The following is a 16,908-nucleotide window of genomic DNA, read 5'->3' on the forward strand; positions in this document are numbered from 1 at the left end:
TTAAGGACTTTTTCTTGACGATCAAACCAAAGCAATATCGACCGGAATAAGCGCTGGAATGAGTTGATCTGGAGTCACGCCATTGACTATACCCAAAATTTGATTCGTTTGAGTGATTTTAATCAGGGTGGTATTGTTCAAAACCTCTAAAGTAACATCAACAAAGGTTAATCCTCCCGTCAGACCAATAAAGTCTAGGCCAATTTTGAAGTCTCCCACAATATCCGCTGAAGGAATATCATCAGCAACTGCTCCGGTGCGTAGAACAAATAGATCAATTCCTTCTCCACCAAAGAGAATATCTTTACCCAAGTCACCACTGAGGGTATCTTCCCCTTGATTTCCATAAAGGGTGTCTTCTTGTTGTCCACCAAAGAGGATATCATTACCGGCTCCACCAGAGAGAATGTCTAGATGCTGGTTTCCGAGCAGGGAGTCATTATCGAGGTCACCGAATAAAACGTCGTTATTGCGATCGCCGTTTAAGGTATCGTTATCTTTTCCTCCATAGAGGACATCATCTTGTTGTCCCCCATGTATCCAGTCGGCTTCGGTGCAGCCATAGATTGTATCATTATCTTGATTGCCCAGGAGATAGTCACTACCGCGATCGCCCGATACAATATCATTACCGCGATCGCCACTAACGAGATCGCTATCTTGACCGCCATAGGCCCAATCATCCTCTTGACCGGCGAAAATAGTATCTCGTTCTGTGCCGCCAAACATAAAGTCGCCGCCCAGGTTACCAAACAGGATATCAAAACCGCGATCGCCTGAGACCACATCCCGACCCCGGTCTCCAAACATGGAGTCTTCGTTTTGTCCCCCAAACATCAGATCGGTTTGTTGTCCCCCATGCATGGTATCATTGCCACGCCCGCCAAACATCACGTCATAACAGGTATTCCCCATCAGGGAATCATCCCCATCATCCCCAGAGATCGTATCATTGTGGCGATCGCCAAACACCGTATCCTCATCTTGGCCCCCAAACACCACATCATGGCCTTGTCCCGCGTGGACGACATCCCGGTTTTGGTCGCCATAGATCCAATCTCGGTGCATTCCTCCCATCAAGGAATCATTACCCAGATTCCCGCGTACCGTATCGTTGCCTAAGTCTCCAAAGATCGTATCCGGGTGTTGACCCCCAAACAGGATATCCCAACCCCGTCCTCCGTGAATCGTGTCACTATTGAGACCGCCAAAGATAATATCCTGGTTGAAATGGCCCATGAGGGAATCATAGCCTTCTTCCCCAAATATCCAATCATTATCGCGATCGCCGATGGCTGTATCATTACCCAATCCCCCCAACAGCCAATCATTCTGCTGGCCGCCAAACTGAATATCATCACCCGGGCCGCCAAAGACCGTATCATTATCTTGGTCGCCCAGAAGAATATCTGCACCTTCCTGACCCAGCAGAATATCGTGATATCTGCCACCATAAGCAGTATCATTACCCGTCCCCGCAAACACCGTATCATTACTTTGGTAAGCCATGATCAAGTCAGCGCCACCATAACCATAGATGCGGTTATTATCATGATCGGCTCGCAGCAGTTCCGCTTGCTCCGTGCCAAAAAAGTCCTGTTCTTCTAGGTTTAAATTAACCCGCGCCTCCGAAGGGGCATAAAACTCTGGAGGCTGATCGATACAATCTAGATGGGAGCCAATCCCTAAAATCGCCCCCCAGTCAAATCCCAAAAACAATAGAGTTGAAGAGGTTTCAATCACCTGCGAAACCGTTTGATTCCCCCCTGGGGTTGGCAAAATCCCCGGTAGAATAAATGGCGGCACACCTGCATCCGGTTGAGGCGTTCCCCCCACTGTTTGTCCCACCACTGGCAACGTAATCACCCCAGGAACCCGGCTCACATTGCCCCGTTCATCCGTAGTCAGAAAAGTAAACGTTGCATTTCCCGTAAAATTCGGATTAGGAACAAACTTCAATTGGCTCGCTTGCTCTGGAGTCAGCAATTGTCCTGCAACTACAGGTTCACCATTGAGAAATAACGTCCCCTGTTCTGGAGTCGGTGGATTTTGAATCGTAAAGAAAGAAACAATTCCATCCGGGTCTGAACCCATCAGAGTTGGTACAGGAGCGCCATCTGTTGTTCCTTGAGCAATCGGTTCGCTGGTAGCTGAATTCGCTACAGGAGGAGCTGTAGGAGCTGCACCAAGCACAGGAATCGTCACCGTTCCCGGATTGGTACTCCGATTTCCTGCATTATCGATCGCATCAAATTGGAATTGTACATTACCCGTAAACGTCGGATTCGGATCGAACACCAATTGGCGAGCCTGATCCGGTGTAAAGCGATCGCCCACCTTCACCGGTTCACCCTTATAAAACAACGTCCCTTGAGCCGCAGTTGGTATAGAACTAATCTCAACAAACGCCACCTCACCATCTGGGTCAAACGCATTCAACGCCGTTACTGGACTAGGCGTATTATTCGGTACAGGCTGTTCCTCCGCACTCTGCGGAACCGGCGGCACACTAGAAATCGCAGCTTGAATCGGTAAAGTCACCCTAGCCGGAGTCGGGTCAGTATTCCCCACCCCATCTGTTACCGTATAATTAAACGTTACATTTCCAGTAAAATTAGGATTAGGATTAAAAATCAGTTGACCCGCTTGCTCTGGGGTAAATCTATCACCAGGTTTTACTGGCACACCATTATAAAATAGCGTCCCTTGCTGTGGTGTCGGAATAGAAGTCACCGTAAAAAACGAAACATCACCATCTGGGTCAGTTCCTATCAGCGTCGGCACAGGACTCGGTTCATTATTCGGGCGAATCGGCCCGCTTCTATCAATCGCCTCCGGGGGCAGTGTCGTCGATGGGCCAGACACTGGTAAAGTCACTTTTGCCGGACTGGAGTCAGTATTACCCACAGAATCCGTTACCGTATAATCAAACGTTACATCCCCAGTAAAATTTGGATTGGGCTGAAATACCAGTTCCCCCGCCTGGTCTGGCGTAAACGTCTGTCCCGGTTGTACTGGCACACCCTTATAAAATAGAGTTCCTTGCTGTGGTGTCGGAATAGAAGTAACCGTAAAGAACGAAACATCACCATCCGGGTCAGTTCCGGTCAGCGTCGGCACAGGACTCGGTTGATTATTCGGGCGAATAGGAGCGATTTTATCCTGAGCCTCTGGTGGCGCAGTTGTTACTGCGGCGGCTACTGGTAGAGTTACTGTCGCCGGAGTTAAGTCCGTATTCCCTACACTATCCGTAGCTGTATAGTTAAATGTGGCATTTCCCGTAAAGTTCGGATTCGGATTAAATACCAATTGACCCGCCTGTTGCGGAGTAAACTTTTGTCCCGCTTGTACCGGCACACCATTATAGAACAGAGTCCCTTGAGACGGCGGCGGCAGCGTAGTAACTGTATAGAACGAAACATCACCATCTGGATCGGTTCCGGTCAAAGTAGGAACCGGACTCGGCTCATTATTGGGACGTACGGGCCCACTCCTATCTATTGCCTCTGGAGGGTTAGTTGGTGTGGGAGCAACTAGAGGTAAAGTAATCGTCGCTGGAGTCGGGTCAGTATTACCCGCTTCATCCGTCACCGTATAGTTAAAAGTCACATCCCCCGTGAAATTGGGGTTAGGGTTAAACACCAGTTGCCCAGCTTGCTCTGGAGTAAACTTATCACCTGGTTTAACCGGTTCCCCATTGTAGAACAGAGTCCCCTGACTCGCTGGTGGAATCGTCGTCACCGTGAAGAACGACACATCATTATCCGGGTCAGTTCCTGTCAATGTTGGCACTGGAGAAGGTTCATCATTAGGGCGTACCGGCCCATTTTTATCTTGCGCTTCTGGCGGGTTAGTGGGAGTAGGAGCCGTCAAAGGTAAGGTAATCGTCGCTGGAGTCGGGTCAGTATTACCCGCTTCATCCGTCACTGTATAGTTAAAAGTCACATCCCCCGTGAAATTGGGGTTAGGGTTAAACACCAGTTGCCCAGCTTGCTCTGGAGTAAACTTATCGCCTGGTTTAACTGGCTCTCCATTGTAGAACAGAGTCCCCTGACTCACTGGTGGAATCGTTGTCACCGTGAAGAACGACACATCATTATCCGGGTCAGTTCCCGTCAATGTTGGCACTGGAGAAGGTTCATCATTAGGGCGGGTTTCTCCAGTTTTATCTTGCGCTTCTGGGGGAGAAGTAGGGGTTGGTGCTACTAAAGGTAAAGTAATCGTTGCTGGAGTCGGGTCAGTATTACCCGCTTCATCCGTCACCGTATAGTTAAAAGTCACATCCCCCGTGAAATTGGGGTTAGGGTTAAACACCAGTTGCCCAGCTTGCTCTGGAGTAAACTTATCACCTGGTTTAACCGGTTCCCCATTGTAGAACAGAGTCCCCTGACTTGCTGGTGGAATCGTCGTCACTGTGAAGAACGACACATCATTATCCGGGTCAGTTCCTGTTAAGGTGGGAACTGGAGAAGGTTCATCATTGGGGCGGGTTTCTCCAGTTTTATCTTGCGCTTCTGGGGGAGAAGTAGGGGTTGGTGCTACAACTGGAATAGTAACCGTAGCTGGACTTAAGTCCGTCTTACCATTGTTATCTGTTGCCGTGTAGTTAAAAGTAGCATTCCCCGTAAAGGCAGGGTTGGGGTTAAATACCAGTTGTGCCGCTTCCTCTGGAGTCAGTTGTTGGTTAACCGTAACTGGGTTGCCATTCAATAAAAGCTGCCCTTGACTGGGGTCAGGAATACTGGTGATGGTAAACGAAGTAATGGTATCACCAACATCTGGGTCAGTGGCTGTCAGAGTGGGAACAGGAGCAGGTTCATCATTAGGAATTGTTGCAGATAACTTATCTTGTGTATCTGGTGGGTTGTTATTTATACCTGTAATCGTAACACTGATATTGGCTTGATTAGAAGTATTACCCTCATTATCCTGAACCGTATAAGGAATAGTGGCTGTCCCCACAAAGGTTGGCTCTGGGTCAAAGGTGACTTGTCCCGTGTTGTCTACGGTGAAGGTTCCTTGTCCAGCAACGGTAAGGGTATTTTGAATACCTGAAGTGGTGGGGTCTAAGTCTACGGTGTTGGAGTTGATAGTGCCATCAGCATCTGTGTCGTTACCGGTGATGTTGAAGGTAACGTTGGTGTCTTGGGGTGTGGTGCTGCTGTCGTTGTTGGCGACGGGTGGGATGGTAACCGTTGGGGTAACTGTACCTTGGTTATTACTTTCGTTACTTTCGGCAATGGTGTTATTAGGGTCAACTGTGGCCGTGTTAGTGAAGGGGTTAGTGGCACTAGCGGTGACTGTACCGATGATGGTCAGGGTAGCGGTTTCGCCTGCGGCTAGAGTCCCTCCACTAAAGGTGACTACACCTCCTGTTTCACTAGCACTGAAGCCTTTTTCGACAGTGGCACTGGAGTAGGTGAAGCCGGTGGGGAGTGTATCGGCGACTTCGATGCTGCTGGCACTGGCTCCTCCTGTGGCGTTGCTGACGGTGAGGGTGTAGGTGAGGGGGTTGCCAGCAGTTACGGAGTTGCTGCTGGCGGTTTTGATAATGCTGAGGTCGGGTTGAGGGATGGTAACCGTTGGGGTAACTGTACCTTGGTTATTACTTTCGTTACTTTCGGCAATGGTGTTATTAGGGTCAACTGTGGCCGTGTTAGTGAAGGGGTTAGTGGCACTAGCGGTGACTGTACCGATGATGGTCAGGGTAGCGGTTTCGCCTGCGGCTAGAGTCCCTCCACTAAAGGTGACTACACCTCCTGTTTCACTAGCACTGAAGCCTTTTTCGACAGTGGCACTGGAGTAGGTGAAGCCGGTGGGGAGTGTATCGGCGACTTCGATGCTGCTGGCACTGGCTCCTCCTGTGGCGTTGCTGACGGTGAGGGTGTAGGTGAGGGGGTTGCCAGCAGTTACGGAGTTGCTGCTGGCGGTTTTGATAATGCTGAGGTCGGGTTGAGGGATGGTAACCGTTGGGGTAACTGTACCTTGGTTATTACTTTCGTTACTTTCGGCAATGGTGTTATTAGGGTCAACTGTGGCCGTGTTAGTGAAGGGGTTAGTGGCACTAGCGGTGACTGTACCGATGATGGTCAGGGTAGCGGTTTCGCCTGCGGCTAGAGTCCCTCCACTAAAGGTGACTACACCTCCTGTTTCACTGGCACTGAAGCCTTTTTCGACAGTGGCACTGGAGTAGGTGAAGCCGGTGGGGAGTGTATCGGCGACTTCGATGCTGCTGGCACTGGCTCCTCCTGTGGCGTTGCTGACGGTGAGGGTGTAGGTGAGGGGGTTGCCAGCAGTTACGGAGTTGCTGCTGGCGGTTTTGATAATGCTGAGGTCGGGTTGAGGGATGGTAACCGTTGGGGTAACTGTACCTTGGTTATTACTTTCGTTACTTTCGGCAATGGTGTTATTAGGGTCAACTGTGGCCGTGTTAGTGAAGGGGTTAGTGGCACTAGCGGTGACTGTACCGATGATGGTCAGGGTAGCGGTTTCGCCTGCGGCTAGAGTCCCTCCACTAAAGGTGACTACACCTCCTGTTTCACTGGCACTGAAGCCTTTTTCGACAGTGGCACTGGAGTAGGTGAAGCCGGTGGGGAGTGTATCGGCGACTTCGATGCTGCTGGCACTGGCTCCTCCTGTGGCGTTGCTGACGGTGAGGGTGTAGGTGAGGGGGTTGCCAGCAGTTACGGAGTTGCTGCTGGCGGTTTTGATAATGCTGAGGTCGGGTTGAGGGATGGTAACCGTTGGGGTAACTGTACCTTGGTTATTACTTTCGTTACTTTCGGCAATGGTGTTATTAGGGTCAACTGTGGCCGTGTTAGTGAAGGGGTTAGTGGCACTAGCGGTGACTGTACCGATGATGGTCAGGGTAGCGGTTTCGCCTGCGGCTAGAGTCCCTCCACTAAAGGTGACTACACCTCCTGTTTCACTGGCACTGAAGCCTTTTTCGACAGTGGCACTGGAGTAGGTGAAGCCGGTGGGGAGTGTATCGGCGACTTCGATGCTGCTGGCACTGGCTCCTCCTGTGGCGTTGCTGACGGTGAGGGTGTAGGTGAGGGGGTTGCCAGCAGTTACGGAGTTGCTGCTGGCGGTTTTGATAATGCTGAGGTCGGGTTGAGGGATGGTAACCGTTGGGGTAACTGTACCTTGGTTATTACTTTCGTTACTTTCGGCAATGGTGTTATTAGGGTCAACTGTGGCCGTGTTAGTGAAGGGGTTAGTGGCACTAGCGGTGACTGTACCGATGATGGTCAGGGTAGCGGTTTCGCCTGCGGCTAGAGTCCCTCCACTAAAGGTGACTACACCTCCTGTTTCACTGGCACTGAAGCCTTTTTCGACAGTGGCACTGGAGTAGGTGAAGCCGGTGGGGAGTGTATCGGCGACTTCGATGCTGCTGGCACTGGCTCCTCCTGTGGCGTTGCTGACGGTGAGGGTGTAGGTGAGGGGGTTGCCAGCAGTTACGGAGTTGCTGCTGGCGGTTTTGATAATGCTGAGGTCGGGTTGAGGGATGGTAACCGTTGGGGTAACTGTACCTTGGTTATTACTTTCGTTACTTTCGGCAATGGTGTTATTAGGGTCAACTGTGGCCGTGTTAGTGAAGGGGTTAGTGGCACTAGCGGTGACTGTACCGATGATGGTCAGGGTAGCGGTTTCGCCTGCGGCTAGAGTCCCTCCACTAAAGGTGACTACACCTCCTGTTTCACTGGCACTGAAGCCTTTTTCGACAGTGGCACTGGAGTAGGTGAAGCCGGTGGGGAGTGTATCGGCGACTTCGATGCTGCTGGCACTGGCTCCTCCTGTGGCGTTGCTGACGGTGAGGGTGTAGGTGAGGGGGTTGCCAGCAGTTACGGAGTTGCTGCTGGCGGTTTTGATAATGCTGAGGTCGGGTTGAGGGATGGTAACCGTTGGGGTAACTGTACCTTGGTTATTACTTTCGTTACTTTCGGCAATGGTGTTATTAGGGTCAACTGTGGCCGTGTTAGTGAAGGGGTTAGTGGCACTAGCGGTGACTGTACCGATGATGGTCAGGGTAGCGGTTTCGCCTGCGGCTAGAGTCCCTCCACTAAAGGTGACTACACCTCCTGTTTCACTGGCACTGAAGCCTTTTTCGACAGTGGCACTGGAGTAGGTGAAGCCGGTGGGGAGTGTATCGGCGACTTCGATGCTGCTGGCACTGGCTCCTCCTGTGGCGTTGCTGACGGTGAGGGTGTAGGTGAGGGGGTTGCCAGCAGTTACGGAGTTGCTGCTGGCGGTTTTGATAATGCTGAGGTCGGGTTGAGGGATGGTAACCGTTGGGGTAACTGTACCTTGGTTATTACTTTCGTTACTTTCGGCAATGGTGTTATTAGGGTCAACTGTGGCCGTGTTAGTGAAGGGGTTAGTGGCACTAGCGGTGACTGTACCGATGATGGTCAGGGTAGCGGTTTCGCCTGCGGCTAGAGTCCCTCCACTAAAGGTGACTACACCTCCTGTTTCACTAGCACTGAAGCCTTTTTCGACAGTGGCACTGGAGTAGGTGAAGCCGGTGGGGAGTGTATCGGCGACTTCGATGCTGCTGGCACTGGCTCCTCCTGTGGCGTTGCTGACGGTGAGGGTGTAGGTGAGGGGGTTGCCAGCAGTTACGGAGTTGCTGCTGGCGGTTTTGATAATGCTGAGGTCGGGTTGAGGGATGGTAACCGTTGGGGTAACTGTACCTTGGTTATTACTTTCGTTACTTTCGGCAATGGTGTTATTAGGGTCAACTGTGGCCGTGTTAGTGAAGGGGTTAGTGGCACTAGCGGTGACTGTACCGATGATGGTCAGGGTAGCGGTTTCGCCTGCGGCTAGAGTCCCTCCACTAAAGGTGACTACACCTCCTGTTTCACTAGCACTGAAGCCTTTTTCGACAGTGGCACTGGAGTAGGTGAAGCCGGTGGGGAGTGTATCGGCGACTTCGATGCTGCTGGCACTGGCTCCTCCTGTGGCGTTGCTGACGGTGAGGGTGTAGGTGAGGGGGTTGCCAGCAGTTACGGAGTTGCTGCTGGCGGTTTTGATAATGCTGAGGTCGGGGGGAGTGGTAGCAACGACGTTGGTTCTGTCGGTGAGAATATCATCATCTTTAGAGGTGTCGTTGATTCCTGGAACTTCTACAGTGTTTATAATCGTGCTTGGAGTCATCGGGGTTCCAGCAGGAGCGATGACTGTTCCTCGTGCAAGAATAGTCAAGGTGTCATTTGGCCCGATATTGAGACTGGTGAATATTTCGTTGGTCGTGCCAGAAGCACCATTAATTATCTTGGATTGTCCTGAATTATTGGTGACTTCAGCATCCCAGGAGTCAATGTCAACACCACTTGTGGGAATAGAGTCTTGGACAATTAAGCCGACAACACGATTGGGGAGAGTGTTATTGGTGAGGCTAATGGTATAAGTGATACTGGCTCCAGTAGCAATATTATCTACACCGTCAGTTTTAGTAATTGTGAAGTCTACATCTGGAGTTGGAGTAGGAAGTGTTCCGAAGTCACCAGAGTTGTCGCTGGGGAGTAGAATCTCTGTAACAGTCTGAACTTTACCAGTAGCGTCTAGCTCGAACCGGACAAAACGTCTTTCACTATCCTTGCTGTTCGCTCTAATAACTGCGTAAAGGTTACCGTCTGCTCCAAAGCCGAGAGACCCAGAGTTATCAACATTGTTGATTCCGGCTGCCCCCGCGTAGGTCGCAGCCCGAGTGGTAATGTCAACTTGGTAAAGTCTTAATTGTCCACCAGCGACTACAGAAACATAGAGGATATTTGAATTATTAGGATCGAAAGCAGCATCGCCACTTCCTGCGGTGAAGGCTGGAGTTCCTCCTGATATTGCGCCTAAGTCTGTCGCTGCTCCAGTGATCGGATCAATGCTATAAAGGTTTGGAGTATTTCCAGTTAAACCATAAATTGTAGTATCTTGAGCTTGAGCTAGTTTGAGGAACTGAACATTTACACCTGTTCGCTGAGGGAGAGTGGTTTTGGTTTGAGTTTCAGGATCCCAATAACCTACTTGAGAACCTACTGGAGAAGCAGCATTAGTTTGCTCTCCCACATAGTAAATTCGTCCTGTTACACTATCGCGAGTAATCGCAAAAGTGCGAAAGGCAAGCTGTCCTCCAGGAATAACCGTCTGCTTTCCGTTCGTAATATCAACTAGAGACAGGGTAGAGGGATCGCCACTAACGGAATAGAAGGGATTGGGTTGGATATTACCTACAAAGGTATTGGCTGTGGCTTGGTTATTTGTGGCGTTTGGGTCGGCCTGGTTGGAAGCAGTGATTTGAGCCGTGTTACTCAGGATCGTGCCGCTAGTACCAGAATTAATGGTTGCCTTAATTTTCAGGGTGGCGTTGTTACCGTTGTTGATATTACCGACTGTCCAAATTCCTGTTGTATTGTCGTAGGTTCCTTGACTCGGTGTACTACCTGAAAAAGTGAGTCCGCTCGGTAGTGCGTCTGTAATTTCTACTCCTGTGGCATTATCGGGCCCGTTGTTGGAGAGGGTAATGGTGTAGGTGATAGTGTTCCCAACGTTGGGAACATTGTTACTGATGGTTACTCCGGTAATTTCTAGGTCGGCATTAAGAGTATGGGGGTAGGTGGCGATCGCCCCCTCGTCTAATGCCAACTTCGATCGCGTCTCTCCTGTCCGATATCCCAGATCCCAGGTTCCACCTAACGCTGTGTTTCCGGTTAGGGTGGTGGAAGCGGCGATCGCCCTTTTCGTTAATTGACTGAGGCGATCGACGAAAGACCGACCGATCGCATTTCCTGCCACTCGACACCCATACAGTAATATTTCTGCTGATTGACTCAGGATATTTGACCAACTTTGTAGGGTTTGGCTATAGTAGGGCAGGCTTTCTAGATTGAGTTGAGTAGAACCCAGGTGAATCTGTCCCCAAGTTCCATGGGAAATCAAGTGAATGGATTCAATAGAGTTTTCCTGATCGGTTCTCAAATACTGGGTGATTTGCTCAATTCCATCTTGATCTTTTTCCAGGATGACCACTTCTACGTTCGACTCAATCCCCTTGAGGAGAAGGGCATAATCTTTAACCTGGGGATCGAGAAAGGCAATCTGTTTCCGAAAAAGAGGAAATGAGGATAAGTTAGACATGGTTATGGTAGATTGGATCTGATGATTTTGAACTAAATAAATAGGATCGCCGAAGGATTTTTAACAGCTCTTTTTTACTGCTAAAAGAGCGCTAAAACCCCTGTTATGGAGTTAGGAAAATCTGTTTCTGGGACTCTATTCTTGGATTGAGATCGATATAACGATTGCAATTCAAAATAGATTGATAGCATCCTGATAATTGAGACCAACAAGACAAAATAAAACGTTAACCACTCTTTTAAAAGCCAAGAGTGGTTGTACACCCTGAATAGATATTCTTTAATTATATATCGAACTAAAATTATTTGGCAATTGATGGTGGGCTAAATCTTAATATTAAGAAACAAAGATTTCACGAAGGAATAGGTGGTATTTTTAGTGATTTATAATACTTATACTGTACGACTATCTGAAACCTACGTTACAATTGTGTAAACTTTTTTGTAAGGTTGATTTTATGGGTGCTTCACATCCTATCCGTTCAAGGTCTTATGCAATGCGAATTCTAATCTATTCCTATAACTATGCTCCAGAACCGATTGGGATTGCCCCATTGATGACGGAGTTAGCTGAAGGTCTAGCAGAGAGAGGGCATCAGGTGCGCGTAGTAACGGGAATGCCCAATTATCCAGAACGAAAAGTATATGAGGGATATCGCGGTAAAATTTATCTAACTGAAGTCAAAAACAAAGTCACCATTCAACGCAGTTATGTTTATATCAAGGGGCCAAAACCCGGATTATTGGATCGCCTTTTACTTGACGGCAGCTTTATTGCCAGTAGTGTAGTCCAAGCCTATCGAGGATGGCGACCGGATGTCGTGTTTGCTACGATTCCTCCCTTGCCAATTTCCATTCCTGTGAGTCTTTTTTCTGCCTCTCGACGCTCTCCAGTGGTACTCAATTTGCAAGATATCGTGTCAGAAGCGGCGGTTAGAGTGGGCTTACTCAAACGGGAGTCGGTGCTATTCAAAATGGCAGAAAGTTTAGAGACTCTGGCCTATTCTACGTCAGCCAAGATTAGTGTCATAGCGGAAGGATTCCGAGATAAATTACTGTCCCAAGGAATTAGCGATCGCAAAATCGCCTGTATTCCCAACTGGGTTGATGTCAACTTCATTCGTCCCTTTCCCCAAGAACCCAATCCCTTTCGGACACAACACCAACTTAATGGTAAATTCATCATTCTTTATGCTGGAAATATTGCCCTCACCCAAGGACTCAGTACGGTCATTGAGGCCGCTGCCCAACTCCAACATCTCGAAGCGATTCAATTTGTGATTGTAGGAGAACAAAAAGCCTTGGGCGCTTTGCAAACAGAATGCGATCGCCTCAAAGTTAAAAATGTTAAACTGCTCCCCTTCCAACCCCGCGAAACCCTGCCCCAAATGTATGCTGCGGCTAACATCGGATTAGTCGTCCAAAAACAGCGCGTTACAACCTTTAACCTACCCTCAAAAATTCCCCTAATTTTATCCAGTGGTCGAGCCATTGTCGCCTCGGTTCCCGATGATGGAACCGCAGCCAAAGCGGTTCGCGATAGTGGGGGTGGAGTAGTGGTTCCCCCAGAAGACGGTCAAGCCCTAGCGGAGCAAATTGCCCAACTCTATCATAATCCCACCGAAGCGGAACGACTAGGTAAACAAGGGCGAGAATATGCCCTACAAAACTTTTCCCTTGAACAAGCGCTCAATCGCTATGAAAGTCTATTTGAGGAGATAATCGGTAATGGGTAATCTCAGCATTCTCCATCTTCCCCACTCCCCACTCCCCAGATCTTCAGTTAAGATAAAGATTCCTGAGATAACCCCAATAGTGTCCTAATTCTTAATCTAGTTTGCATGTCCAACTTTGGCCAAACCCCTCTTTCACCTTCCTCGATTCCCCCTTCAACCCCCTCTAACCCCCTTTCCTTAGAGCAGAGTCAGCGCATGGCCCTAACCATAGCTGAAGCTGCTGATGACCGTAAAGGTGCAGATATAGCGATCCTCAAAGTCGATGAAGTCTCCTACTTAGCGGATTTTTTCATATTGGTGACTGGATTTTCGACCGTTCAAGTACGAGCGATCGCCAGAGCGATCGAAGATAGTGTAGAACAACGCTTCCAGCGCTTCCCCTTAAGAACCGAAGGAAAAGCCGAAGGGAGCTGGATTTTACAAGACTTTGGAGAAGTAATTGTCCATATCTTTCTCCCCCAAGAGAGGCAATTTTATAACCTCGATGCCTTCTGGAGTCATGCCGAACCCGTAGACTTTAAACCCAAGGACTCATAGAGAGAGCAAAGCCCGATGATGGAAAATAATACCTGGCCCTGTCCTGTCCCAGACGAACAACAACCCCTCCAAGAATATCAAGCACTCAAAGAATCGGGATTCTTTCGCTGGGGAACCCTAGACCCTCACCAATATTGGTTGAAGGTGATTTGGATTTGGGGATTAAGCTGGGTAATTACCGGGCCAGTAGCTGCGGCCAGTTTCCCAATCAGCAAAGACCCCATGCACTTTACCCTCTGCGCCAGTGCCGGAGCGAGTTTAATCCTAATTTTACTCCTGCTGCGCTTATACTTAGGATGGAAATATATCGGCGATCGCCTCAACAGTCCCACCGTCTCCTACGAAGAATCCGGCTGGTATGATGGTCAAATCTGGGAAAAATCCCCAGAAAGCCTCACCCAAGACCAACTGATCGTCACCTACCAAGTCAAACCCATCCTCAAACGTCTTCATTGGACATTTGCCGGACTAGGCACACTTTTAGGTACTCAAGCCATTAGTTGGGTCTGTTTCTAATCATTACCTGATTTTCTATTCATCCATTGATAAACTCATGACCAGGGGAAAACGTACCGCCACCTTACAAGTTAGTCTTCTCCGGGAAGGCATTACAGAATCTACCCACTGCACGCAAGCCGTAGTTTGCGACGACAAAGGACGAGTGCTTTCTGCTGCTGGAGATCCAGAAACTGCCACCTTCATTCGGTCTGCCCTCAAACCCTTTCAAGCCTCAGCCGTAACCAGCAGTGGAACCCTAGAGAGCTATAATCTGAGCGATCGCGATTTAGCCATCATTTGTAGCTCCCATCAAGGCACAACCCAGCAAGCTAGGCAAGTCTTTAACATTCTTTGGCGCTGCGAAATTGAACCCACCGCCCTCCAATGTCCCATTCCCCCCGGCGCTCAAAGCGCCCTCCAACATAACTGTTCAGGCAAACATGCAGGCATGTTAGCTGTTTGTCAACAACGCCATTGGATGAAAGAAAACTACTTACGCCGCAATCATCCCGTCCAACAACTGATCCTATCCAGAGTCGCCGAACTGCTCAGACTTCCCCCCGATGAACTCATCGGTGTCCATGATGACTGTGGCGCACCCACCTACTACATGCAACTTGGACAAATGGCCACCTTATACGCTCAGTTAGCCTCCGGCGAGCATCTCGACTTAGAACGAGTCGTGCGAGCCATGACCCATTATCCCGAATTTGTAGCCGGAGAAGAAACCTTTGATACGGAACTTATGCGCCTCACCCAAGGAGAACTGATCAGCAAATCTGGAGCTGAAGGCATTCAATGCATTGGCCGCATCGGTGAAGGCATGGGTTTAGCCATTAAAGTCACTGACGGCAGTAAACGGGCCAAATATGCCGCCGCCATTCATGCCCTCAAAGAATTAGGCTGGATCACTCCTATGGCCGCAGATACCCTCGGAGAACAGTTTATGACCCTTGGAGACTATAAACGGCTAGAAGTTAGTGGAGAATTATCCCTAATTTAGACCAAAAGGTTGCACAATCTCAATCCCCGATCTATACTAGATGAAGTAACGCGGGGTAGAGCAGTCTGGTAGCTCGTCGGGCTCATAACCCGAAGGTCAGTGGTTCAAATCCGCTCCCCGCCACCAAATTCTAAATTAACACAGTTAAAAACCCTGCTAACAAGTTAGTAGGGTTAAACTGTTTTATGCACAATTGAAGCTCATCTACAACAGCCCTAATTCTATCCCCCCAAACTCACCCGACTGGATATCACTCATGGTATTCTGAGCCAAGAATTAACCCTTTACTCGTTCTATCTCCCTATGGCACTGTTAGATTCAAAAGGTCGTTTATTTGGTAAACTCTCTATTCTCGATCTAGGCGCTCTAGTCGTCATTGGCCTAGTCTTATTCGGCATTTTCTTCTATCCAGGAACCTCTGGCTCGGTTGCCCAAGTGGGAGTCGCTACCAAACCCGTAGAAGTCGATGTTATCGTTCGGGGGTTAAGTGTACGCAGTCCAGATGCTTTAATTGAGGAATTTCGCAAGAGCCAGAAAACCAATATCATTATCCGTAATCAACCCTACGGAACAGTAAAAGTTAAATCCGTCGAACCTCTGGAACGTCCCGTACTGGTTCCCCAGCCTAATGGCACGATTAAAGCTTTATCCGATCCCAGAGAAGATAGCCGCTTCTCCCTAGATATGTTAATGACCCTAACTGGAAATGCCCAAATTACGGATAATGGGGTAGTTTTGGGCAACAGTAAACTCAAAATTGGCACTCCTGTAGAATTAGAAGGGTTTAGTTATAACTTTAATGGCAGTGTGATTGAAGTTCGCGTTCCTCAATAACTGATACAATGGTTCTCCCGTTCAGATTAGGTCAGATAATTCATCGGATCGACGGGAGTTCCATTTTCCCGGACTTCAAAGTGTAAATGGGGGCCCGTAGACAGTCCTGTAGATCCGGTAGTAGCTATCACATTTCCTTGGGTGATTTCTTGTCCTTCCTGTACATACACTTCACTGGCATGGGCATAAAGAGTTGTAATGCCATTACCATGATCGAGAATGACGGTATTACCATAACCCCCATACCATCCGGCATATAAGACAATGCCATTTTGAGCTGCATAGATGGGACTGCCATAGTCAGCCGCAAAATCCATACCGGCATGAAACCGTTGATAACCGAAAATGGGATGGGTTCGCCAGCCGAAATTACTGGAAAATTCGCCATAGCTGGGGGTGAGCATTTTCCCCGGTTGGAGCTTTAGCACTTTGCGTAAGGATAAAGATGAGGTTTGTAGGCGATCGCGAATTAAGGCTTCTAAACCTTGTGAATCTTGTTGTAATTGAAGATAAGCAGCTTCTAGAGCTTGTCGATCGCTATTCAAGCGTTCAATTAATTGGGTTTGAACTTGACTTTGAGTGGTATAATCGCTTTTTTGATTCACCAACTGTTGACGCATCATTAACAGTTGATTATAAGTTTGTTCAATGGCTAAGTTCTGTTGCTCAGTTTGATCTAAGGCGGTTTTAACTGTTAGTAGGAGTTGGCGATCGGCTAGAGCGAGTTGTTTGAAGCGATGACGACGACTGAGAAAGTCAGTGAGGGTTTCACTCTGAAGTAATACGGATAAGCCAGAATGACGCGGTTGCTTCTGGAGAAATTGAAATCGGGCGATCGCGCCTTCAGCTAAGGCTTGATAATCCTGTTTTTGAGTTTGTAACTCTCCTTTGAGACGATCTAAGCTTTGGGTGGTTTGTTCAATTCGATCTTCAATCCCCTGAAGTTGACCCTCTGTCAGTTTCAATGTACCCTGCAAACCCTTCAGGTGTTCTTTTGCTGCTTGCTCTAACTGTTTTAACCGCTCTTGTTCCCTAGAAATTAGTTTTTGATCCTGTTGCAGTTGTTCCTGTTGTTTTTGAAGCTGATCCACCGAAGGAGAAGCATAAGCAATCGCACTCAGTGAACCCCCCAGATAAAGTATGACCCAACCTGCCAAAAGCAGTTTCAGAA

7 protein-coding genes and 1 tRNA gene are annotated in these 16,908 nt (G+C 48.7%); 6 read left to right on the plus strand and 2 right to left on the minus strand.

The features are described 5' to 3' along the window. Positions 1 to 21: 21 nt before the first annotated feature. Positions 22 to 11,130 carry a CARDB domain-containing protein gene (locus tag AC3FZD_RS12020; RefSeq protein WP_488736256.1) on the minus strand — a complete coding sequence of 3,703 codons (11,109 nt, stop codon included), beginning with the start codon at positions 11,128 to 11,130 and terminating at the stop codon, positions 22 to 24. Positions 11,131 to 11,626: 496 nt separating this feature from the next. Here AC3FZD_RS12020 and AC3FZD_RS12025 point away from each other — a divergent pair, with 496 nt between their 5' ends. The 6 genes from AC3FZD_RS12025 to AC3FZD_RS12050 all read left to right on the plus strand — a co-directional run bounded on the left by AC3FZD_RS12025 (position 11,627) and on the right by AC3FZD_RS12050 (position 15,737). Beyond that, the gene (locus AC3FZD_RS12025) at positions 11,627 to 12,865 is read left to right on the plus strand and encodes a glycosyltransferase family 4 protein (RefSeq protein WP_488736257.1); all 1,239 of its coding nucleotides are present in this window, start codon (positions 11,627 to 11,629) and stop codon (positions 12,863 to 12,865) included. 105 nt (positions 12,866 to 12,970) lie between these two features. Beyond that, positions 12,971 to 13,402, plus strand: coding sequence for a ribosome silencing factor (gene rsfS / locus AC3FZD_RS12030; protein WP_488736258.1), 432 nt, complete (start codon positions 12,971 to 12,973; stop codon positions 13,400 to 13,402). A 15-nt stretch (positions 13,403 to 13,417) separates the two neighbouring features. Beyond that, entirely contained in the window at positions 13,418 to 13,918 is a 501-nt protein-coding gene (locus tag AC3FZD_RS12035; RefSeq protein WP_488736259.1) for a CGLD27 family protein, read from the plus strand. 37 nt (positions 13,919 to 13,955) lie between these two features. Further along, positions 13,956 to 14,903: an asparaginase gene (locus AC3FZD_RS12040; protein ID WP_488736260.1), complete on the plus strand. Its 948-nt coding sequence runs from the start codon at positions 13,956 to 13,958 to the stop codon at positions 14,901 to 14,903. 49 nt (positions 14,904 to 14,952) lie between these two features. Further along, positions 14,953 to 15,029 (plus strand) — tRNA-Met (locus AC3FZD_RS12045). 177 nt (positions 15,030 to 15,206) lie between these two features. Continuing rightward, complete coding sequence (locus tag AC3FZD_RS12050; protein WP_488736261.1) at positions 15,207 to 15,737, plus strand: DUF4330 domain-containing protein; 531 nt, start codon at positions 15,207 to 15,209, stop codon at positions 15,735 to 15,737. A gap of 26 nt (positions 15,738 to 15,763) precedes the next feature. Here AC3FZD_RS12050 and AC3FZD_RS12055 read toward each other — a convergent pair whose 3' ends face one another. Further along, positions 15,764 to 16,828: a M23 family metallopeptidase gene (locus tag AC3FZD_RS12055; protein ID WP_488736262.1), complete on the minus strand. Its 1,065-nt coding sequence runs from the start codon at positions 16,826 to 16,828 to the stop codon at positions 15,764 to 15,766. Positions 16,829 to 16,908: the final 80 nt, after the last annotated feature.

The organism is Roseofilum sp. KMC-1 (genome assembly GCF_057802075.1).

Excerpts from the sequence above, each read along its gene's own strand:
- AC3FZD_RS12025 (WP_488736257.1), top strand. The coding sequence starts at position 11,627 with ATGCGAATTCTAATCTATTCCTATAACTATGCTCCAGAACCGATTGGG.
- AC3FZD_RS12020 (WP_488736256.1), bottom strand. The coding sequence starts at position 11,130 with ATGTCTAACTTATCCTCATTTCCTCTTTTTCGGAAACAGATTGCCTTT.
- rsfS (WP_488736258.1), top strand. The coding sequence starts at position 12,971 with ATGTCCAACTTTGGCCAAACCCCTCTTTCACCTTCCTCGATTCCCCCT.
- AC3FZD_RS12050 (WP_488736261.1), top strand. The coding sequence starts at position 15,207 with ATGGCACTGTTAGATTCAAAAGGTCGTTTATTTGGTAAACTCTCTATT.
- AC3FZD_RS12035 (WP_488736259.1), top strand. The coding sequence starts at position 13,418 with ATGATGGAAAATAATACCTGGCCCTGTCCTGTCCCAGACGAACAACAA.
- AC3FZD_RS12040 (WP_488736260.1), top strand. The coding sequence starts at position 13,956 with ATGACCAGGGGAAAACGTACCGCCACCTTACAAGTTAGTCTTCTCCGG.